This is a genomic window from Microbulbifer hydrolyticus (assembly GCF_009931115.1).
GTDB classification, from domain to species: Bacteria; Pseudomonadota; Gammaproteobacteria; order Pseudomonadales; family Cellvibrionaceae; genus Microbulbifer; species Microbulbifer hydrolyticus.
In genome coordinates this window covers 3,786,236-3,807,795 of sequence record NZ_CP047491.1, presented here as the reverse complement: position 1 = coordinate 3,807,795, position 21,560 = coordinate 3,786,236, and the positions used below count along the sequence as shown (strand labels likewise).

Here is a 21,560-nt window from a genome sequence, read left to right as displayed (position 1 = left end):
AGTGCCACGAGGCTCCTGGGGGAGCTCGGTGGCAGTGCTGCTGCTGGGGCAGCGCCGCCACCGTGAGACTTCAAGGCACAAAACTCATCAGTGCTTACTGCGACTTGCGCACCCGCAAATACCACTCGGAAAGCAGTCGTACCTGCTTTTCTGTGTAACCGCGCTCGACCATGCGCGCCACAAAGTCGGCGTGCTTTTTCTTGTCGTCCGCAGAAGCCTTGGTATTGAATGAGATGACCGGTAGCAGGTCCTCGGTATTGGAGAACATCTTCTTCTCGATTACCGAACGCAGCTTTTCATAGGACCGCCAGTCCGGATTTTTACCTTGGTTGCCGGCACGTGCACGCAGTACAAAGTTGACGATCTCGTTGCGGAAATCTTTCGGGTTGGAGATGCCGGCTGGCTTCTCGGTTTTTTCCAGCTCTTCGTTCAGTGCCGCGCGGTCGAGAATCTCGCCTGTTTCCGGGTCGCGATATTCCTGATCCTGAATCCAGAAATCTGCGTAGGTCACATAGCGATCGAACAGGTTCTGGCCATACTCCGCGTAGGATTCCAGGTAGGCGGTCTGGATTTCCTTGCCGATAAACTCCACATAGCGCGGGGCCAGGTATTCCTTGATAAACCCGAGGTAGTTCTCCTGCTGTTCTGGCGGGAATTGTTGCTGTTCGATCTGCTGCTCGAGTACATAGAGCAGGTGCACCGGGTTGGCAGCCACCTCCGTGGCGTCGAAGTTGAATACCTTGGACAGGATCTTGAACGCGAAGCGGGTAGACAGGCCGTTCATTCCCTCGTCCACACCGGCATTGTCGCGGTATTCCTGGATGGTTTTCGCTTTCGGGTCGGTGTCTTTCAGGTTTTCACCGTCGTACACCCGCATCTTGGAAAATATACTGGAATTTTCCGGGTTCTTGATCCGGGACAGCACCGAGAACTGCGCCAGCATACGCAGGGTGTCGGGTGCGCAGGGGGCCTTGGACAGGGAGCTGTGCTCGAGCAGTTTGTCGTAGATTTTGATCTCTTCTTTCACCCGCAGGCAGTAGGGCACCTTGACGATATAGATGCGGTCGAGGAAGGCCTCGTTGTTGCGGTTGTTGCGGAAAGACTGCCACTCGGATTCGTTGGAGTGCGCCAGAATTACGCCATTGAACGGAATCGCGCCGAGCCCTTCGGTACTGTTGTAATTACCTTCCTGGGTGGCGGTCAGCAGTGGATGCAGCACCTTGATCGGTGCCTTGAACATTTCCACAAACTCCATCAGGCCCTGGTTGGAACGGCACAGGCTACCGGAGAAGCTGTAGGCGTCCGGGTCATTTTGCGGGAAGTCCTCGAGCTTGCGGATATCCACCTTGCCCACCAGCGACGAAATGTCCTGGTTGTTTTCATCGCCGGGCTCGGTCTTGGCGATCGCCGTTTGATCGAGGATCGACGGGCGGATTTTTACCACCTTGAACTTGGTGATATCACCGTTGTATTCATGCAGGCGTTTCACCGCCCAGGGCGACATGATGGTATTCACATAGCGGCGTGGAATGCCGTAGTCCTCTTCCAGAATCTGCCCGTCTTCGCTGGGTGAGAAGAGCGCGAGTGGGGACTCGAACACCGGTGAACCCTTGATCGTATAGATGGGCACCTGTTCCATCAATGCCTTGAGGCGCTCCGCCAGTGAGGACTTGCCACCGCCCACCGGGCCGAGCAGATACAGGATCTGCTTCTTCTCTTCCAGTCCCTGGGCTGCATGGCGGAAGAAAGAGACGATTTGTTCGATGGCCTCTTCCATTCCATAGAATTCGTTGAACGCCTTGTAGCGCTTGATGACCTTGTTGGAAAAGATACGCGAGAGTCGGGGGTCGCGGGAGGTGTCCACCAGCTCGGCCTCGCCGATGGCCATCAGCATGCGCTCGGCCGGAGAGGCATAGGCGCTGCGGTCGTTTTTGCACAGCTCCAGGTATTCCTGGATGGTGAGTTCTTCCTCCTGAATCGACTCGTAGCGTTCCAGGTAGTGATTGAATATCGACATGGTGTACGACTCCCTGTAGCGTACCGCGTCAGTAATCGACCTCCTGCCTTGGAGTGCCTACTGCGCTGCAGCGTGTGATGACCGCGAATACATCTCGCAACGAATGCTGAAGAGCGCTGACGCGCGAGATCGCTATCTTTATTACCTATTGATTGCGCGACGATGCTGCTGTCGCAACAGGGGGCCTGGTATCAGGTCCCGCACTTTCAGGATAGTCAGCGCTACGGGCTTCAATGGAAGATAGGTTCAAGATAGGTTGAAAAGGGTGTCAGTTTTGCGAAGCCCGTTTACGGCGTAAAATGCGTCCCTCAAAGCCATGGTGCGCCCGGTTGGGCGATGATCGCTGCGCCTGGCGCGGTGATCTCGGCAGAAAGCGACAGAAAATCCAACAAAACAGGAAAATTATGAAAGTTCTGGTAACCGGGGGCGCCGGCTATATCGGCAGCCACACCTGTGTTGAGCTACTGGAGGCCGGATTGGAACCGGTGGTGGTGGACAACCTGTGCAACAGCAGTGAGGAAGCGCTACGTCGGGTCGAGGCCATCACTGGCAAGACCGTGCCCTTCCATCAGGTGGATATCCAGGATGCGGATGCATTGCGGGAGGTTTTTCGTCAGTACCCGGTTTCTGCAGTGATCCACTTCGCCGGTCTCAAGGCGGTAGGCGAATCCGTTTCCATTCCCCTGCGTTATTACCAGAACAATGTTGCCGGCACCCTGACCCTGTGTCAGGTGATGGAGGAGTTTGGTGTACACCAGCTGATTTTCAGTTCCTCGGCCACCGTGTACGGCGACCCGGAGACAGTGCCCATTCGCGAAAACTTCCCCACCGGTGCCACCAACCCCTACGGCGCCAGCAAGCTGATCGTGGAAGACATGCTGCGTGACCTGTGCAAGGCGCCGGGCAGCCAGTGGAAGGTGAGCCTGCTGCGCTACTTCAATCCCATCGGTGCTCACGAGAGCGGCACCATCGGTGAGGACCCGGCCGGTATCCCCAACAACCTGCTGCCGTATGTGGCTCAGGTGGCGGTAGGGCGCCTGCCCCAGCTGCAGGTGTTCGGCGACGACTACGCTACCCCCGACGGCACCGGCGTGCGCGATTACATCCATGTGGTCGATCTGGCCCGCGGCCACCTGGCGGCGCTGAATAAACTGCAGAAAGACGCTACAGACGCGGGCTGCTACACCTACAACCTGGGTACCGGCCGCGGCAGTTCGGTACTGGAAATCGTGCGCGCTTTTGCCGAGGTTGCGGACAGGGAGATTCCCTACAAAATCGTGCCGCGACGCCCCGGTGATATTGCCGAATGCTATGCCGATCCCTCCTACGCCGAGCAGGAGCTCGGCTGGAAGACCGAGCTGGACCTGAAGCGGATGGTGACAGACACCTGGCGCTGGCAGTCGCAGAATCCGCAAGGGTATAAGTAGCGATCAATAAAAAACCCGGCAAAAATGCCGGGTTTTTTATTGCCTTGGGTTTTTACCGTTTAGACGCGGCGTCGACGCAACAGGGCCGCAGCCAGCAGGGCCAGCAGCGCGAACCCGGTGGCACCGCCCCTGGAGCCGTTGCCTGACCCCTGGTCATTATCCTCCTGCTGCTCGTTTTCCTCTTCCTCGTCGACAATGATCGATGTGTCATCTGCACGGGCGAGCGTAAACACGGCGGTGGTGCGTGCCGGCACGGTGAACACGCCGGCCTCCACGGAAGCGTCTGCCAGGGCTGCGTCGGCCGATTCCTGCTGCACAGGATGCAGGGCAAACGGCAGTTCCGCCGCAGACGCCAGAGTGAACTCCTGAGCCTCGGCGCCGCCATTGAACAGCACCAGGATCTGCGACGTCTCCTCGTCAAAATCGCCAGTGGCATCGTTCAGATGCATGGCGATCAGGCCGGGGATCTGCTCGGGGCCGGTATTGGCGAAGGACACCACCGACTGCACCGCCTCTTTGGTGGGCAGGCGGAACAGGCCGCTACTGTTGCGAATCTGCAGCCAGTCCTTGAACACCGCCAGGGCAAACTCCCGATCCGACTGCTGTGGCGCAATAGCCGGGTCCGCCAACAGCGGTCCCATCAGGCCCCACTTGTCTTCGTTCTTGTCCGCGATCGGCAGGCCGGCGGCCCAGTTGTCGGTAGCAAGGGAGAAGTCGATGGCGTTGAACCAGTCACCAGAGTTGTAGCTGTCGCGGTCCATGGACTTGGAGCGCAGGATTTCCTGCCCGGCATGGATGAAGGGTACACCTTGCGCGAGCATTACCAGCGAGTTACTGAAGTTCTGCAGGCGCACGCGATCAGCCAGGCTGGTAGTGCTGTTGGCTTTGATCTGGATGCCGTCAAACAGGGTTTCGTTGTCGTGGGCGGCAACGTAGTTGATGGACTCCTGCGGATCGGCGGTGTAGCCGGTGGGCTGGCCGTTGTAAATCAGCTCCGCGCCGGTCAGCTCGGTGCCGTTCGATGTTTCCAGGACATAGTCTGCGAGGTTGCCAGCGAGTGTCACTCGCACCTTGTCGGCGAGGGTCAGCAGGGTGGCGCGCTCATCGTCACCGCCGAACTTGCCGTTGCTGTCGGTAAACAGGCCGGTACCAAAGCCCTGTTCCTCGAAGCCCCCAAACGGGTTGCCGCCACGCACCGAGTCGCGCATGCGGTCGTTAAAGGTACCCACGCCAGTGCCAGCCATATTCGCCTGTCGTGCCTGCACAAAGCGTGCGTCGTCGACCACTTCACCAAAGTTCCAGCCCTCGCCATACAGGTAGATGGCTGAACCGTCCACGCCATCGGTTTCCGTGGTGAGTGCTTCCATATCGGCGGCCACGTTCAGGATGTTCTCCTTGCTGTGGTGGCCCATGAGGTCAAAGCGGAAACCATCGACCTTGTAGGCGGTGGCCCAGGTCTTCATGGAATCGCGCATCAGCTTTTCCATCATGGTGTGTTCGCTCGCGGTGTTGGCACAACAGCTGCTCATCTCCACGTATCCCTCACCATTGCGGCGGTGGTAGTAACCGGGGACAATTTTGTCGAGGATCGAGTTGTCATACTGGGCGAAAGAACTGGTGTGGTTGTACACCACGTCCATCACTACCCGCAGGCCCATATCGCTCAGCGACTGCACCATTTCGCGAAACTCAATGATGCGCTGCACACCTTCCGGGTCGGTGGAATAGCTACCTTCCGGCACGGTGAAATGCAGCGGGTCGTAACCCCAGTTGAAACCATCCTCATCGCGAATCGCATTGACGGCGGCCTGTTGCTCTGTGCTGTCTGCGGCATAAACGCTGAGATCGCCGGTGGTTTTCAGTGCGGAGCGGTCTTCATTGACGGTGGCAAAGTCGAACGCCGGAAGCAGGTGCACATGGGTGAGACCGGCAGCCGCCAGCTCCGCCAGGTGCAGGCTGCCGCGCCCGCCTTCGGCAAAGGCTGCGAAGGTTCCACGGGCCGTCTCGCTGACCGTGTCATCCTTGATACTGAAGTCGCGCACATGCAGTTCGTAGACCGAGATATCTTCCGCTGCAGACAGCGATGGTTTCATCACCGAATCCCAGCCTTCCGGCTTAAGGTCTGCGTCGTTCAGGTTGACGATCTGACTCTTGCTGGAGTTGGTGGAAAGGCTCAGGGAGTACGGATCGGTTACCCAGTTAGTCTCGACCTTGCGGGTCGCGTAGGAATAGACCTCTACCTCATACATATAAAACTTGCGGTCCCAGTCGATGCTCGTGGACGCGGTCCACACGCCGTTACTGGACGTCATTTCAATATGCGTCGTCGGCTCTGACTGGTCACCGCTGTCGAACAGGTGGACCTTGACCGATTTTGCGGTGGGCGCCCACAGGGCAAAGTCGATTGAGTTTTCACCCACTGTCGCACCGAGCGTACCGTCGTATGCGAATACCGCATCGAGTACTCCCGGAGTCTGTACACCGGTGGCATCCACAATGTTGCCTTCCGCATCAAAAATAGCGACTGCCAGCTGGCCCTTTAGCAGTGCCGCGATGTCGGCGCTGTTCGGCACGGTAAAGGCGGTGGCATTCGCGAGATGCGGGAATTTGGCGCTGACACTTTCAGGCAGGCCGCTCGCATTGTGCGCCAGCACAACCTGTGTATCACCGGCAACGCCGTCTGGCCCCAGGGTAAGCGCGGCGCTGTCGCTGGCGACCAGTCTGGCGCTGCCGCCTTCCGGCAGGGAAACCGGCCACACGATGGTGGATGCGTCCACCCAGTGTGCTTTGTCTGTGGTCAGGTCACCACGCGGAACACCGTCGGTGCTGACCACAACGCTCTTTGTGTTGCTGTCGAAGGCGAAATAAATTTCCTTGCCCGCCTCTGCGGTAAACGCAATATTGTTACCGCTGCTGTCACCGTAGCTTTCGTCCCAGCCCTCGTTGAGTGCCGCTTTCATCTGATAGTCGCCCGCCGGCAGTGCGTCGGTGATAAAGGTGTAGACACCATCACCGTCGACATCCTGCAGCCAGGTCTGCAGACAGTCTGGCTGCCAGTCGCCGGGGCAGCCCAGTTCGCTCTGGAAGTCACCGGCTGCGGTGACAATACTGTGCCTTACGTTGTCGGCAATCCAGTTGGTTTCGTGGTCATAGATGAACTTCACTTCGCGCTCAGCGGCGATGTTCAGCGGAATGTTGCCGCCATTTGCGTCAGCATAGGCGCCGTAGTTCTCATCCCAGCCACCGTCGATTGCAACCTTGTATTCGTAGTCGCCAGCCGGCAGGGTGTAGGCGCCCTGCCAGAGATCATCGCTGGCATCGTAGGTCAGTTGCGACACCTCGCATGCGGGGTCCCAGTCTCCAGCACAACCGATTGCAGTCTGGATGGTGCCGGGAATGTTCACCATCGAAAGTTCAGAGTTTGCTGTCTGGGCGGCACTATGGGTTGAGGCGACAATTGCCATCGCCAGCAGTGAGGCTGAGTGAATATGACGGACGCGACGGGTGTGCCCGCTCGCGCGAGAGGAAGCTTGCATGCTCTAAGACCTTATTGTTTCTATTATGAATGTATGTCGGCCTGCGTTTTCGATATTCGCCGCAAGCTGACGCACCATCGCTACATGTGCCCCCCTCAAAACCGACGGGTGGCTGAATACATGTACAAAAACGGAGACTTGATTAGAGGTCAGGCGACGACAGACAGCATCCCACCCTGAGGGGGCGGAGGAAAAAGTAACCGGGGGTGATGGGGTTGAGGCTGGCCGAAAGGCGATGGAAATCTGGAGGTCGACAGTTGGAAAGCACTTTAGAGGAGACCAGGAGGGGTTCTACGGGCTACCAGCTGCGCTCCATTCCCGAACAGCCTGATTTTCGGTCAGAGGGCGGGATAGGTCCTAGGGCGCACAGTCCGCACAGAAAAAGCTCTCGTCCTCCAGCCGCATGGCAGTGAGATAGCCGCCCCACACACAGCCAGTATCCAGCGCATACACTTTCTTGGTGTTCGCTTCCCCTTCCAGTGCCGCCCAGTGCCCGAAAATGATGCGGTCGCTTTTTGTTTTACGGTGGCGGTAGCTGAACCAGGGTTGGTAATCGTGGTGCGCGGCCAAGGGTCCCTGCTTGGTGATGAGGTCCAGGGTGCCGTCTTCCTTGCAGAAGCGCATGCGGGTGAAGTAGTTGGTGATAGAGCGCAGGCGCTCCACGCCGATTAGGTGATCGCTCCACAGATGCGGTTCATTGCCGTACATGCCAAAGAAAAAGGCTTCGGCCATGGCCGGGTCCTGCAGGGCCCGATGGACTTCGCCCGCAAGCTCCAATGCCTTGCTCATGCTCCACATGGGTGGAATGCCGGCGTGCACCATGGAGAAGTATTTGTCCTCCACTTTTTTGTGCACCATCAGCGGCTGCTTCTGCAGCCAGCCGAGCAATATATCCGCATCTTTTGCCCGCAGGACTTCGGCGAGGTCATGTTCCTTGTCGGTCAGGCGCTTGGCGCCGTGGGCAATGGCCAGCAGGTGCAGGTCGTGGTTGCCCAGCACGGCAGTAATCTGGCTGCGGTGCTCGTAGAGAAAACGCAGGGTACCGAGGCTGTCCGGGCCGCGGTGAACCATGTCGCCGGCCAGCCACAGTTTGTCCTTGTCCGGGTTGAAGTGGACTTTTTTCAGCAGTCTTTGTAATGGTTCCAGGCAGCCCTGAATATCGCCGATTGCGTAGGTGGCCAAAAGATTTTCCCGCTTATTGTTTCGGTGCTTCGGGAGCAGGTAACTGGTTGCAGTAGTTTGCCAGCTCCACGTATTCCTTGACGCCCAGGGTTTCCGGGCGACGGCTGGTGTCTACCGGCAGCTGCTCCGGATCGAGTTCGGGAAACAGGGGTTTCAGTGCATTGCGCAGGGTCTTGCGACGCTGCTGGAAGGCGACACTGACAATACGTTCCAACAATGCTTCGTTTTCTGCCGGGTGGGGCAGGGTCTGGTGGGGTACCAGGCGCACAATGGCGGAATCCACTTTCGGTGCCGGGCGGAATGACTGCGGAGGTACCGGAAACAGGCCCTGCACACGGCAGTGGTACTGGGCCATGACACTCAGGCGCCCAAATGCTTTGACTCCCGGAACCGCACTCAGGCGGTCAACCACTTCCTTCTGCAGCATGAAATGCATGTCCTGGATCTTGCCGCGAAAGCTCAACAGGTGGAACAGCAGGGGGGTGGAGATGTTGTAGGGCAGGTTGCCCACGATACGTAGCTGTTCGCCATCGCCTTCGGCGAGGCTGCCAAAATCGAATTTCAGCGCATCCTTTTCGATGATGGTGAAATCTGGATATTCACGGAATTTAAACTCGAGCATCGGAATCAGGTCCCGGTCCAGTTCCACCGCGGTAAGGGATGGGCACTTATCCAGCAGTAGTGCGGTAATGGCGCCCTGGCCGGGGCCGATCTCCACCAGCTTGTCGGTTTCTTTCGGGCCGATGGCGCGCACGATGCGCTCGATGATGTTCTCATCGACGAGAAAATTTTGCCCGAAACGTTTGCGCGCTTTGTGTTGGAAAAAGTTGTCCATGAATGTATTCGTATGGGTAAGAGGTTGCAGCGCGCCGTAACGTCGCTAAATGGTGCGCAGTTGGGCCAGCTCAATGGCCTGGCTCAGTGCGGCGTTGAGGCTGCCGGTGTCGGCAACCCCGCTGCCTGCAATATTGAGTGCGGTGCCGTGATCCACAGAGGTGCGGATAAACGGTAACCCCAGTGTGATATTGATGGCGCGCCCGAATCCCTTGAATTTTAACACCGGCAGGCCCTGATCGTGGTACATGGCCAGTACCGCGTCACAACGCGCAAGTTGTGGCGGAGTAAACAGGGTGTCGGCGGGCAGGGGGCCGATCAGATCGAGTCCAAGCGCGCGCAGGGTGTTCAGGGTGGGCTCGATCACGTCGATTTCCTCCCGCCCCAGGTGGCCGCCTTCCCCCGCGTGGGGATTGAGGCCGCATACACCGATGCGGGGTTGTTCGATGCGGAATTGCTGCTGCAGGGTGCGGTGCAGAATCGTCAGCACCTGCTGCAGGGAATCTGCAGTAATGGCGTCACTCACATCTTTCAGCGGAATATGTGTGGTGGCCAGTGCCACCCGCAGGTCATCCGCAGCGAGCATCATCACCACTTTTTCAACCCCGGCCTGTTCTGCGAAAAACTCGGTATGTCCACTGAACGGCACGCCGGCTTCGTTGATCACCCCTTTGTGCACCGGTCCAGTCACCACCGCATCGAAAGTGCGATTTTTGCAGCCATCGGCAGCGCGTTGCAGGGTCTCCAGCACATAGGGGCCATTGGCGGTATTGAGACGGCCGGGGACGGCGGGCTCCGCGAGGGGGACCGGCAGACAGTGGAGGGCGCCTTCAGGGGAAGCCTCGGCGGGTTGGCTGGGGTCGAAAGGGAGAAGCTGCAGGGTTTTACCCTGACGCGCCGCCTCCTGCTGTAACAGGTCGGGGTCGGCGATGGCTACGATTTGCGCCCGCGCGATATCGGGGGAGCGCCCGGAGCAGGCGAGTTTTACCGCCAGCTCCGGGCCTATTCCGGCGGGCTCGCCGGGCGTGAAGGCAATCCTTGGGGTCATCCGTTTACTGGCTGTCGCCCTCGCTTTCCCCTTCAGCAGCTTCGGAAGGCTCCTTCAGTTCCGGTAGCTTGATTTCCACATACGCCTGGTCGCGAATTTCCTGACGCCAGTTTTGCAGCTCTTCTTCGTAGCGGCGATTACGCAGAAGGTTGGCAGCCTGGTTGCGGATGTACTGGTCGGTCATGTCCTGCTGGCGGCGGCCTTCCACCTGCAGAATGTGCCAGCCGAACTGGCTGCGGAACGGCATGCTGATTTCGCCCACCGGGGTGTTGTTCATGGCCTGGGTGAACTCGGGCACAAACTGGCCGGGATTGGACCAGCCCAGATCGCCGCCCTGCAGCATGGTGCCGATGTCTTCCGAGTTATCCCTGGCGGCGTCTTCAAACTTGAGATCGCCGGCGCCTATTTTTTCACGCAGATCCATCAACAGCTTGTAGGCCGCGTCGTCATCGCGGATGGCAGAGGTCTTGACCAGGATGTGACGCACCTTGGTCTGCTCCACAACCTGCTCGGTGGCGCCGCGCTGTTCGTGAATCTTGAGCAGGTGGAAACCCGCATCGCTGCGGAATGGCTTGGTGGTATCGCCTACACTCAGGCCTTCCAGGGCATCGGCAAACAGCGTGGGCAGCTCTACGGTCTTACGCCAGCCCAGGTCGCCGCCCTGCAGCGCGTTCTGGCCGGCGGAGTTGGAGATCGCCAGGGCGCGGAAGTCTTCCCCGGCTTTGGACTTTTCGTATATGGACTCGGCCTTGGCGCGGGCCTGGGTCACTTCTTCGGCGGGGGCACTGGAACTGACCGGGATGAGGATGTGGCCCAGCTGGTACTGCGGTGACTTCCAGAACTCGCCCTCTTTGGAGCGCAGGAAGTTGTTGATGTCCTGGTCGGTGATCTGGATACGGCGGCCGACACTGCCCTGCTCGACCCGGCGGATGATCAGCTCCTGACGGATCTGCTGGCGGAACGCGTTGTTGGATATGCCATCGGCCTCCAGCTTGCGCTGGAATTCTTCCGGCGATGCGCCCATGTTCTGCTGCACCCGGGCGATGGCCTGGTCCAGCTCCTCTTCAGAAATGGTGACGCCGGCGCGAGAGCCCATCTGCAACTGCAGGCGCTCGACAATCAGCTGTTCCAGTACCTGCCGGCGCAGGATCTCAATCGGCGGTGCCTGCACTTTCTGCGCGGCAATCTGCTGGGTAATGGTGTTCAGGCGCTGCTGAAGCTCACTGGCCATCACCACGTCGTCGTCGACAACGGCGACGACCCGGTCGAGTTTCTGTACCTGGGCAGTGGCGGGCAGGGCGGTGGCGCAAAGGGCGCACAGGGCGGCACAGGCCAGCAGTCCGCGGCGAAAAGGGGTGAACATCTGCATTATTGTCATCACTGTTTCAGTACTTCTCTCTGTTCAAAGTTGGCAATGCCCTGGCTCAGCATACGGGTAACCGAACCGCCGAGGCCGGCAAGGCCCTTGAGTTGCAGTTCAATATAGATACCTTCGTCGAACTCCAGCTCTTCCGGGGGCACCACATCCGCCAGGTCGTTATCCAGCTCGCGCCGCCACAACACCCGGGTGCGATAGCAGCAGGTGTCATATTCGAGTCCGGCGAGATATTCCAGTTCCCTGTCGAAGGTGAAATCGTAGTTGGCCCGGGCAAGGATGGAAAGCCGGTCATTGACCGGCCATACGGCGGAAACATCCGCCTGCCGCACCGGGCCCTGCACCAGGTAGGAGTCAGTGGCGTCGTAAATCTCTTCCTTGCGCAGGTAGCGATACCCGACATTAAACAGGCGGAAATCGTCATCCAGATAGCGCAGGGTAACGTTGCCACGGTTAATTGTATTGTCGGTGTCGTGATAGATCACTTCACTGCTGATGCGCAGGGAGTCGCTGGGCCGGCTCTCCAGGCGCGCGGCAAACTCGGAGCGCGGTACATCCTCGATAAACGCGGCGAGCTCGATGCGGCTGGCCTCGGAATAGAAAATCTGCCCCGCGCTGGCGGAGAACAGGTCGCGGCCACTGCGCGGATCCACAAAGCGTGTGGTGAGACCGAAGGCGGCGCGATCGGCGTCGTCAATGCGGTCATTGCCGTTGAAGCGGCTGTCGCGGAACAGCTGGTCGTAGCTGAAGGTAAACAGCGAGGTATCGTAGAGCAGGTCGTTGCCGCCGTCGCCTGGGCTGTTGCTCACGTTGAGGAAGTCGGTCTGGTCCGCTTCGCTGCTGGCCATCAGGAACAGTCGCGGTTCCAGCGTCTGAATGTACTCATAGTCGAACAGGCTATCACTGCGCTCGAAAAACAGGCCGCTGTCGATGGTGAGCTGCCCGGCGGAGGTCTCCGGCGAGTCCATGGCCGAGTCGGCCAGGAAGGTGTCCGCCAGTTCGTAACCCAGATAGATTCCCTTGATTTCCGGGTTGAAAAACCCCCACAGCCACTGCTGGTCCCAGCCAAAGCTGTAGTCTATCCGCGCGCGATTCGCGTTGACGAAGTTACGCGTGAGGGTGGTTTCGCTGTCGGGGTCGTCTACATCGGCGATAAAGCGGATGGTCTGGGTGTCAGTGTGATCGAAGCTGGTAAGCTCGTGATCCATCAGCAGATGCCAGTTGCCCCACTTGTAATTGCCATTGAGGTTGAAACGGGGCAGCTGGCTGTAGGTGTCGAAACGGTCCTTCACCAGCTGCTGGTATTCCTGGGCGCGAATACTGCCCCGCCAGTGGTCGCTGGTGAGGCTCGCTTCCGCCGTCTGGTTCAGGTTGGTCAGGGCGCGTGCGCTGACGTTTTGCGGAACCTTCAGCTCCGCGTTGTCCAGATCGCGGAAGTAGTCCGGATCGCTGACCTTTGAATAGTCGATACGGGTGCGCCAGGCGCCGCCGTTGCCACCCAGCTGATCCAGGTTGAGGTACCAGCGGTTCTCGCCCTTGGCAGGTAGTACCAGATCCTCGGGGAAGCCCTCGTTGATCAGGCGGCGGGCATCTTCATCGTCGCCGCCTTTGTCGTTGGGCAGGCCTGCCACACGCGCTTCGGTATTGAACCACGGGCTCAGGTAGCGGGTTTCCAGCTCCAGGCCCGTGCCGCGGTACTGCACATAGCGCGGCACGATGGTGGCGTCCAGCTGTGGCGCGATGTTCCAGTAATACGGGATGGCAATATCCCAGCCGTTTTCATCGCTGTTGCTGATGCTGGGAAAAAGCAGGCCGGACATGCGCTCATCCCCGACGGGAAAGCGCAGATACGGAAAATAGAACACCGGGATGTCGGCAATCTCAAGGCGCACATTGCGCGCGGTGCCCTGGCGCTCCACATTGTCGATGGCGATCTCTCCACCGCTCATTCGCCAGAAAACGTCGTCCGGTTCACAGCGGGTGTAGCTGCCTTCGGTCAGAATCAGCTCCCCGCTGGCCTCACGGGAAGCGAAGCGTGCGGATCCGTGTACGAACTCGTTGTGGACGACATAGGTGGCGTCTTCGATGGAGGCCGCTTTGCTGTCGGTATGTACTTCGGCGGCCTTGCCGCGCACCAGCAGGCTCGGCTCGCGCATCTCGATGGCGCCGCTGAGGTACGCGGTGCTTTCTTCGCGGTTCACGTCCACCTGGTCGGCGAACAGCTGGCGATAGCCCTGGGTGATGTGCACATTGCCGCGCAATTGAGCGGTGCCGTCTTCCAGCCAGTTGGAGCTGTCAGCTGTGGCGCGTAGCGGCGCATCTTCCGGTAACAGGTTCGCGTTGGGGTACAGCCGCTGCGGCTCGATGAACGCGCCGCCGCATACGGGAGCGAGGCTGTGGCGGAAAGCCGGATCCAGCTGGGCTTTGGGGAACCAGTCCAGGTACAGGTAGGGGTTTTCCGATACTGAGCCGTCGGTGTGCGGCGTGGCCTGGGGCACGGCGGTTTCCGCCACGGCAGCTGCCGTAAACCACAGTGGTTGGGCAGCGAGCAAGCCAAAAGCGAGAGAGCGCGGGCGTGATAATTGTCCAATAGCCAGCGCAAGGCGGCGCCAGCGGGAAGCTTCCAGCATCGAGTGAATGGTTCCAGCTATCTTTAGAGTCTGTTCCGTTGGCGAGATTGCGCGATCAGATCGCATTGCGCAGCCCGGGTTTTGGGGCTATCTCCAGCCAGTGTGACCGAATCTGCGGCGAAGTCCGCAAAACGTGACCGTGCCGGCAGGGCTGGCGCGCAAAAATCAGCGGTCGATTCTACTTGAATGGCCGTACCCATGGAAACAATAGCGGGTGATCCGCGCCGCCTGCGCAGTTACAATGCGCACTTTTTAGGCGGCCGGAGTGCCGGGCGGGCCCTCAAGCCCGCCATAAACGTGCGGATGTATGCAGGTGGCGGATGAATGAATGTGTAACCCAGGTCCCGGACGCGCGCCGCGAACAGCTGCGCTTATGGGCCGCCCGCGCCCTGCATACGGGAAATGAAGAGCTGCAGGTGCCGCCGCTGGAGAGCAGCCTGAACCTGCTGCCCCTGTCTGGTGATGCCGGTTTTCGCCGTTATTTCCGCACCGATACCAGCCCGACGCTGATCGCGGTGGATTCGCCGCCGAGCAAAACCAACCCCAAGCGATTCGTTGCCCTGGCCGACTACCTGCGTCGCAACGGTATCCACACCCCGCTGGTGATCGCGGCGGATATCGAGCAGGGGTTCATGCTGCTGGAAGACCTCGGCGACACCCAGCTTCTGCGTGAACTCAACGCGGACAGTGTTTCTGGCCTCTACGCGGAAGTCATGAACGAGCTGCTGTGCCTTCAGCAGATCAACCGCCCCGAGGGTATGTTCCCGCCCTATGATCGGGAGCTGCTACATATGGAAATGCGCCTGCTTCCGGAGTGGCTGATCGGCAAGTTGCTACAGCGGGAGCTCAGTGATGACGAGACCCAGCTGCTGGAGCGGACCTTTGCGCATTTGCTGGACAGCGCCAGTGCCCAGCCCCAGGTGCTGGTGCACCGCGACTATCACAGCCGCAACCTGATGATTCGTGACGGCGAACGCCCCGGCGTAGTGGATTTCCAGGATGCCGTATGGGGCCCGGTCACATACGATCTCGCCTCGTTGTTGCGCGACTGCTATATCCGCTGGCCGCAGGACCAGGTGGAAAACTGGGCACTGGCGTACGCGTCCTCTGCCATGGATGCGGGCGTCATTCCCGAAGTTCCTGCAGAAACCTTCCTGCGCTGGTTCGACTGGATCGGCCTGCAGCGCCACTTCAAGGTTCTTGGCCTGTTCCCGCGCCTGTACCTGCGGGATGGAAAGCACGGCTACCTGCCAGACCTGCCCCTGGTGATCCGTTACACTCTGGAAGTCTGTGACAAATACCCGGAGTTGCAGCCCTTCGCCAACTGGTTCCGCGAAGAAATTCTGCCGTTACTTGAAAAGCAGGACTGGTACCGCGACTATCGCACCGCAGGCGAGCGCCAGACCGCAGAAACCGAAATCCCCGAATAAGCGCGAAGATGACAGCCAGACAGAATCCCGCTCCCGTTGCCATGGTACTTGCCGCCGGATTCGGCAAACGCCTGCGCCCACTCACCGACCGCATGCCCAAGCCGCTGGTGCCGGTACTGGGCAAGCCGCTGATCGAGTACACCCTCGAGCGTCTGACGGCCGCGGGGGTCAAGCAGGTGGTCATCAATACCGCCTATCTCGGCGAGCAGATCCGTGCACACCTGGGCAGTGGCGACCGCTTTGGCATACAGATCCAATACTCCGAAGAGCGCGAACCCCTGGAAACTGCCGGTGGCATAACCAAAGCGCTGCCGCTCCTCGGAGACGCGCCGTTCCTCGTGGTCAACAGCGACGTCTGGTGCGACTTCGACTTCTCCCGCTGGATTGAAACCCCGCTGCCAGATAACTGCCCCGGTCGCCTCCTCATGGTGCCTAATCCTCCGCACAACCCTGAAGGGGACTTCGGTATCGACAATGGTCTGCTATCCGGCAGCACGAAACCCAGATACACCTTTGCCGGCATCAGTTACCTGCGTCCGCAAATCCTCACCGGCTACCCCAACGCTCGTGAACGCTACGGGTTGGGCGAGGTCTTTGCCCACAACGAGGACATTATGCAGGCGGAAGTGTATGAGGGCGGCTGGTGTGATGTGGGTACGCCGGAGAGGTTGAAGAAGCTGGAGCAGCGGTTGAGCAGTGATTCCTGAGCGGTTGAATCCGGTCTGCTAACGAAGTTAAGAATTACAAATCGAAGGCCGGGTGCCGGGTGGAGCTTTTCGGGATCGTCGCAAACAGGATGTTTGCGCCGAAGCGCCCAGGGATGGGTTTACAGCGGTCCCGAAAAGCTCCACCCGGCACCTGGTCGCCACAGGGCCTGAAACAATGGGCCCAGACGAAAGCACCGAGACGAGAAAATGCCAGACTACAAAATCGCACCCTCCATCCTCTCCGCCGATTTCGCCCGCCTGGGTGAAGAGGTCGACAACGTCCTCGCCGCCGGCGCCGACTGGGTGCACTTCGACGTAATGGACAACCACTACGTCCCCAACCTCACCATCGGCCCCATGGTCTGCAAAGCCCTGCGTAACCACGGCGTCGAAGCCCCTATCGACGTCCACCTGATGGTCGACCCCGTCGACGACATGATTCGCATGTTCGCCGATGCCGGTGCCAGCTACATCACCTTCCACCCGGAAGCCAGCCGGCACGTCGACCGTTCCCTGCAGCTCATCCACTCCCTGGGCTGCAAAGCCGGTCTGGTATTCAATCCGGCATCCAGCCTCGACGCTGCCAAATACGTGCTGGATAAACTCGACATGATCCTGCTCATGTCCGTAAACCCCGGTTTCGGCGGTCAGAAATTTATCCCCGCCACCCTCGACAAACTCAAAGAGGCCCGCAAGCTGATTGATGACTCCGGCCTCGATATTCGCCTCGAAATCGACGGCGGCGTCACCCGCGATAACATCCGCGAAATCGCCCAGGCCGGTGCCGACAGCTTCGTCGCCGGCTCCGCCATCTTCAACCAGGACGACTACGCAGAAGTCATCAACGCCATGCGCGCGGAGCTGGCGCAGGTCTGAGTTTCTGGAACTGTCCGGTCAGCGCCGGTATGCCGGCGCTTGCCCACCCCACAAGACATTTGTACACTTGCTCGCCGGAATACAGGGAAGCAACTCGACGCTGCGACCCCTACGCTGCGAGAAAGTGACATTGAACTGCACTGCCCACCTCAATAACAGCTGGCGATGGCGCCACTGATCCGCTGAAGCCTGAAGACCTGGTGAATGATCCGGTCCTACGGGCGCCTTTCCCGCGGGTAGGATTCCACAGACGATGCGTAATCCAGGCCCCAGAACAAAAAACAAAGCATTGCACAGACCGGAGTCGCCATGACCCCCAGCGAATACACCCAGCTTGCGTCTGCAGGATACAACCGCATACCCCTTGTCCGCCGTGTACTGGCCGACATCGAAACCCCGCTCAGTACCTATATGAAGCTGGCCGCCCGCGACGGTGGCCGCTACAGCTACCTGCTCGAATCCGTGCAGGGTGGCGAGAAGTGGGGGCGCTACTCCATCATCGGGCTGCCGGCCCGCACCGTGCTGAAAGTGACCGATCACGAAGTGACCATCGAGCGCGATGGCAGCATCGTCGAGCGGAAACAGGTGGAAGATCCGCTCGCCTTCGTGGAAGAATTCCAGAGCCGCTACAAGGTACCGGAAATCGAAGGGCTTCCCCGTTTCAACGGCGGCCTGGTCGGTTACTTCGGCTACGACTGCGTTCGTTACATCGAGCCGAAGCTCGCCCACAGCTGTCCGCCGGATACCTTGGGTAACCCGGACATTCTGTTGATGGTCAGCGACGAGCTGGTGGTGTTTGATAACCTGGCTGGCGCGGTGATTTTTATCGTGCACGCGGACCCGGAGCAGGACAGCGCTTTCGGGCAGGCCCAGCGTCGGCTCGACCAGCTGGTGGGCCAGTTGTCGCAACCGCTGCCCGCGGTCGACCCGCTCGGTATCGACGGTGACCACACCGCCGAAGAGAGCTTCACCTCCCATTTTGGTGAGGAAGCGTTCAAGCAGGGCGTGCACAAGGTAAAGGAATACATCCTGGCTGGTGACGTCATGCAGGTGGTGCCGTCGCAGCGCCTGTCTGCCCCGTTTACCGTGCCGCCGATCAACCTCTACCGTGCCCTGCGCAGCCTCAACCCGTCTCCCTATATGTATTTCCTTGACCTCGGTGATCACCAGGTAGTGGGCTCGAGCCCCGAAATCCTGGTGCACCTTGAGGATGGCGACATGACCGTGCGCCCGATCGCGGGTACCCGCCGTCGCGGTGCGACCGAGGAGCAGGACCTGGCGCTGGAAAAGGATCTGCTGGCGGACCCGAAAGAGATTGCCGAGCACCTGATGCTGATCGACCTGGGCCGCAATGACGTGGGCAGGGTGGCCGAGACCGGCACGGTGCGGGTGACCGATAAAATGGTGGTCGAGCGGTACTCCCACGTGATGCACATCGTTTCCAATGTCACCGGTAAAATAAAGCCGGGGCTCACCGGTATCGACGCCCTGCGTGCCGCGCATCCCGCAGGTACTCTGTCCGGTGCCCCGAAAATTCGCGCGATGGAAATCATTGACGAACTGGAGCCGGAAAAGCGCGGCGTCTATGGCGGTGCCGTGGGCTACCTTGCCTGGAACGGTAATATGGATACCGCCATTGCCATTCGCACCGCGGTGATCAAGGACGAAAAAGTTTACGTGCAGGCCGGTGCCGGCCTGGTGGCGGATTCCGATCCGCAATCCGAGTGGGATGAGACCATGAACAAGGCGCGGGCACTGTTCCGCGCCGTGGCCATCGCTACCGGTCAATAACCTTTGCTGTGTAACCATTGGAAGAAGTAATACCGATGACCGAAATCTCAGTAGAACAGAAACGCTCTTTTGCCGAGCAATGTCGCCGGCTGGTGGACATGCCGATCTTTAATCAGGTGATTATTACCCTGATTTCGATCAACGCCGTGGTGGTGGGGCTGGAGACCTCCACTTGGGTACTGGAGCGTTACAGCGGTCTGCTACATGGGATAAACCAGTTCATCCTGTTGGCATTTATGGTTGAGGCGGCGATCAAAATGTTCGCCCATGGCAACCGCCCGTGGCGCTATTTTGCCAACGGCTGGAACTGCTTTGATTTCTCCATCATCGTGTTGAGCCTGATCCCCGCGGCGGGACCGCTGGCAACTCTGGCGCGTCTGGTGCGGGTTCTGCGGGTGCTGCGTCTGGTGTCCGCTTTCCCGGAGTTGCGCCTGCTGGTGGATACACTGCTGCGCAGCCTGCCTAGCATGTTCCATATCAGCCTGCTGATGGGGATCATTTTTTATATTTACGGGGTGGCCGGTTATTTCCTGTTTCATGAAATCGACCCGACCCACTGGCGCACGCTGCCGATCGCACTGCTGAGTCTGTTCCGCATCGTCACCTTTGAGGACTGGACGGACATCATGTACACCGCGATGGAGTCCATGCCCTACAGCTGGATCTATTTCCTCAGCTTTGTGGTGATGGGCGCGTTTGTGATGATCAACCTGTTCATCGGCGTGGTGCTGAACAACCTGGAAGAGGCCAAGCTGCGCCGCCTCGACGAGCTGGCGATGCCGCCCAGCCAGACTGAAATTTTGCGCGAGTTGCGCGCCACCCAGGAATCCCTCGCCCGTTTGCAGAAGCGCCTGGGGGAAATGGGCGATGAGAAAGGAAGCAAATCATGATCCTGATGATCGACAACTACGACTCGTTCACCTTCAACATCGTGCAGTATCTCGCGGAGTTGGGGGCGGAAGTGGTGGTCAAGCGCAACGATGAAATTACCGTTGCCGATATCGAAAAACTGAACCCGGAAAAAATCGTGATTTCGCCGGGTCCATGCACGCCGAATGAAGCGGGTATCTCGATGGATACCATCCGCGCATACGCAGGCAAACTGCCGATCCTCGGGATCTGTCTGGGCCACCAGAGTATCGGCCAGGTATTCGGGGGCCGTGTGGTGCGCGCGGGCGAGGTGATGCACGGCAAGACCTCGCCGATTATCCACAACAATCTCGGTGTATTTAACGGTCTCTCCAACCCGTTTGAGGCAACCCGTTACCACTCGCTGGTGGTGGAGAAGGGCAGCCTGCCGGACTGCCTCGAAGTCACGGCGTGGACCGAAACCGAAGACGGTGAGATCGATGAGATCATGGGGTTGCGCCACCGCGAGTTACCGGTGGAGGGTGTGCAGTTTCATCCGGAGTCGATCCTGACCCAGCATGGGCACGATATGCTGCGGAATTTTTTGGAGTCCTGAGGGGTGCTCCGTAGAGGGGCTGGTGGCGGTACAGCTGCCGGGATCCATCTGCGAGACACGCCGTGAACCCATCCATGGGGGCTCTTCTAAAACGTCCCTGTTTTAGAAGGTCTCGCAGATGGATCCCGGCATCAGTACCTTCGCGTCCAGAATCGGAGCGCTGATAGCCTTTCAGGGCAAGTTCATAGGGAACGGGGAGCAAGAATAATGAATATCCAGCAGGCGATCGCCAAACTGGTCGAGGGTGAGCATCTCACCCGTGAAGAGATGCGTGCGGCCATGGGCCAGATTATGCGCGGGGAAGCGGAAGATGCGCAGGTCGGTGCATTTCTGGTGGCGCTGCGTATGGCCGGTGAATCCGTCGAGGAGATTACCGGTGCCGTGGAGGTGATGCGCGAGCTGGCCACCAAGGTAGAGATCGACCACACCAACGCGGTGGATATCGTCGGTACCGGTGGTGACGGCGCCAACCTGTTCAATGTCTCCAGTGCATCGAGCTTTGTCGCCGCCGCCGCCGGCGCGCGGGTGGCCAAGCACGGCAACCGCTCCGTTTCCTCTTCTTCCGGCGCAGCAGATCTGCTGGAAAAAGCCGGTATTTATCTTCCCCTGACACCCGAGCAGGTGGCGCGCTGTATCGACGGCGTGGGGGTGGGTTTTATGTTTGCGCCCAGTTACCACAGCGCCATGCGCCACGCGATCGGCCCGCGCAAGGCGCTGGGACTGCGCACCATTTTCAATCTGCTGGGCCCGCTGACCAACCCCGCCGGGGTCAAGCGCCAAGTGATCGGCGTGTTCGACCCGCACTATTGCCGCATGCTGGCAGAGGTGCTGCAGAAGCTGGGCTCCGAACATGTACTGGTACTGCACAGCGATGACGGCCTGGATGAAGTGAGCCTCGCCGCGGATACCCGCGGCTGGGAACTGAAGAACGGTGAGCTGAAAAAAGTCACCATCGCGCCGGAGGATTTCGGTATCGAGCGGCAGAACCTGGACGGACTGTGTGTGGATGGTTCTGAAGCCTCCCTCGCCTTGATCCGCGACGCCCTCGGCAAGCGCGAAACCCCCGCAGGGGACAAGGCAGCTGATATCATTGCCATGAATGCCGGCTTGGCGATCTACGTCAGTGGCGTGGCCGCGAGCCGCGCGGAAGGGGTGAGCATGGCGCAGGACGCCATCTACAGCGGCCTCGCCGGAGAAAAGATCAACGAGCTGGCCGCCTTTACCAGCGCATTCAAAGAGTGA

The 21,560-nt window shown here is 59.5% G+C and carries 15 protein-coding genes; 8 read left to right on the top strand and 7 right to left on the bottom strand.

Features of this window, described 5'->3' with window-relative positions; translation table 11 throughout:
• Positions 1-94: 94 nt before the first annotated feature.
• On the bottom strand, positions 95-2,017 hold the full coding sequence (locus GTQ55_RS16105; RefSeq protein WP_161859643.1) for a PrkA family serine protein kinase: 1,923 nt from the start codon (positions 2,015-2,017) through the stop codon (positions 95-97).
• 404 nt (positions 2,018-2,421) lie between these two features.
• Here GTQ55_RS16105 and galE point away from each other — a divergent pair, with 404 nt between their 5' ends.
• Positions 2,422-3,444, top strand: coding sequence for a UDP-glucose 4-epimerase GalE (gene galE / locus GTQ55_RS16100; RefSeq protein ID WP_161859642.1), 1,023 nt, complete (start codon positions 2,422-2,424; stop codon positions 3,442-3,444).
• A 59-nt stretch (positions 3,445-3,503) separates the two neighbouring features.
• Here galE and pulA read toward each other — a convergent pair whose 3' ends face one another.
• The 6 genes from pulA to GTQ55_RS16070 all read right to left on the bottom strand — a co-directional run bounded on the left by pulA (position 3,504) and on the right by GTQ55_RS16070 (position 14,049).
• Positions 3,504-6,980: a pullulanase-type alpha-1,6-glucosidase gene (gene pulA / locus GTQ55_RS16095; RefSeq protein ID WP_237567729.1), complete on the bottom strand. Its 3,477-nt coding sequence runs from the start codon at positions 6,978-6,980 to the stop codon at positions 3,504-3,506.
• A gap of 357 nt (positions 6,981-7,337) precedes the next feature.
• On the bottom strand, positions 7,338-8,162 hold the full coding sequence (locus GTQ55_RS16090) for a symmetrical bis(5'-nucleosyl)-tetraphosphatase (protein ID WP_161859641.1): 825 nt from the start codon (positions 8,160-8,162) through the stop codon (positions 7,338-7,340).
• Between the two features lie 13 nt (positions 8,163-8,175).
• The gene (rsmA, locus tag GTQ55_RS16085) at positions 8,176-8,997 is read right to left on the bottom strand and encodes a 16S rRNA (adenine(1518)-N(6)/adenine(1519)-N(6))-dimethyltransferase RsmA (protein ID WP_161859640.1); all 822 of its coding nucleotides are present in this window, start codon (positions 8,995-8,997) and stop codon (positions 8,176-8,178) included.
• Positions 8,998-9,042: 45 nt separating this feature from the next.
• Positions 9,043-10,044, bottom strand: a complete 1,002-nt coding sequence (gene pdxA / locus GTQ55_RS16080; protein ID WP_161859639.1) for a 4-hydroxythreonine-4-phosphate dehydrogenase PdxA — start codon at positions 10,042-10,044, stop codon at positions 9,043-9,045.
• Positions 10,045-10,048: 4 nt separating this feature from the next.
• Positions 10,049-11,422, bottom strand: coding sequence for a peptidylprolyl isomerase (locus GTQ55_RS16075; RefSeq protein ID WP_161859638.1), 1,374 nt, complete (start codon positions 11,420-11,422; stop codon positions 10,049-10,051).
• Positions 11,422-14,049, bottom strand: a complete 2,628-nt coding sequence (locus tag GTQ55_RS16070) for an LPS-assembly protein LptD (RefSeq protein ID WP_161859637.1) — start codon at positions 14,047-14,049, stop codon at positions 11,422-11,424. Before GTQ55_RS16070 ends, GTQ55_RS16075 begins: the two co-directional genes overlap by 1 nt.
• A 320-nt stretch (positions 14,050-14,369) precedes the next feature.
• Between GTQ55_RS16070 and GTQ55_RS16065 the strand changes: the two genes are divergently transcribed.
• From GTQ55_RS16065 to trpD, 7 genes are all read left to right on the top strand, one after another.
• Positions 14,370-15,479 (top strand): aminoglycoside phosphotransferase family protein, encoded by a 1,110-nt coding sequence (locus GTQ55_RS16065; protein WP_161859636.1) that lies wholly within the window; start codon positions 14,370-14,372, stop codon positions 15,477-15,479.
• An 8-nt stretch (positions 15,480-15,487) separates the two neighbouring features.
• On the top strand, positions 15,488-16,186 hold the full coding sequence (murU, locus tag GTQ55_RS16060; protein WP_161859635.1) for an N-acetylmuramate alpha-1-phosphate uridylyltransferase MurU: 699 nt from the start codon (positions 15,488-15,490) through the stop codon (positions 16,184-16,186).
• A gap of 207 nt (positions 16,187-16,393) precedes the next feature.
• A complete protein-coding gene (gene rpe, locus GTQ55_RS16055) occupies positions 16,394-17,062 on the top strand; it encodes a ribulose-phosphate 3-epimerase (RefSeq protein WP_161859634.1) in 669 nt (222 codons plus the stop codon).
• A gap of 309 nt (positions 17,063-17,371) precedes the next feature.
• Positions 17,372-18,853, top strand: a complete 1,482-nt coding sequence (gene trpE / locus GTQ55_RS16050; RefSeq protein WP_161859633.1) for an anthranilate synthase component I — start codon at positions 17,372-17,374, stop codon at positions 18,851-18,853.
• Positions 18,854-18,888: 35 nt separating this feature from the next.
• Entirely contained in the window at positions 18,889-19,743 is an 855-nt protein-coding gene (locus GTQ55_RS16045) for an ion transporter (protein WP_161859632.1), read from the top strand.
• The gene (locus tag GTQ55_RS16040) at positions 19,740-20,318 is read left to right on the top strand and encodes an anthranilate synthase component II (RefSeq protein ID WP_161859631.1); all 579 of its coding nucleotides are present in this window, start codon (positions 19,740-19,742) and stop codon (positions 20,316-20,318) included. Before GTQ55_RS16045 ends, GTQ55_RS16040 begins: the two co-directional genes overlap by 4 nt.
• A gap of 207 nt (positions 20,319-20,525) precedes the next feature.
• Positions 20,526-21,560, top strand: coding sequence for an anthranilate phosphoribosyltransferase (trpD, locus tag GTQ55_RS16035; RefSeq protein WP_161859630.1), 1,035 nt, complete (start codon positions 20,526-20,528; stop codon positions 21,558-21,560).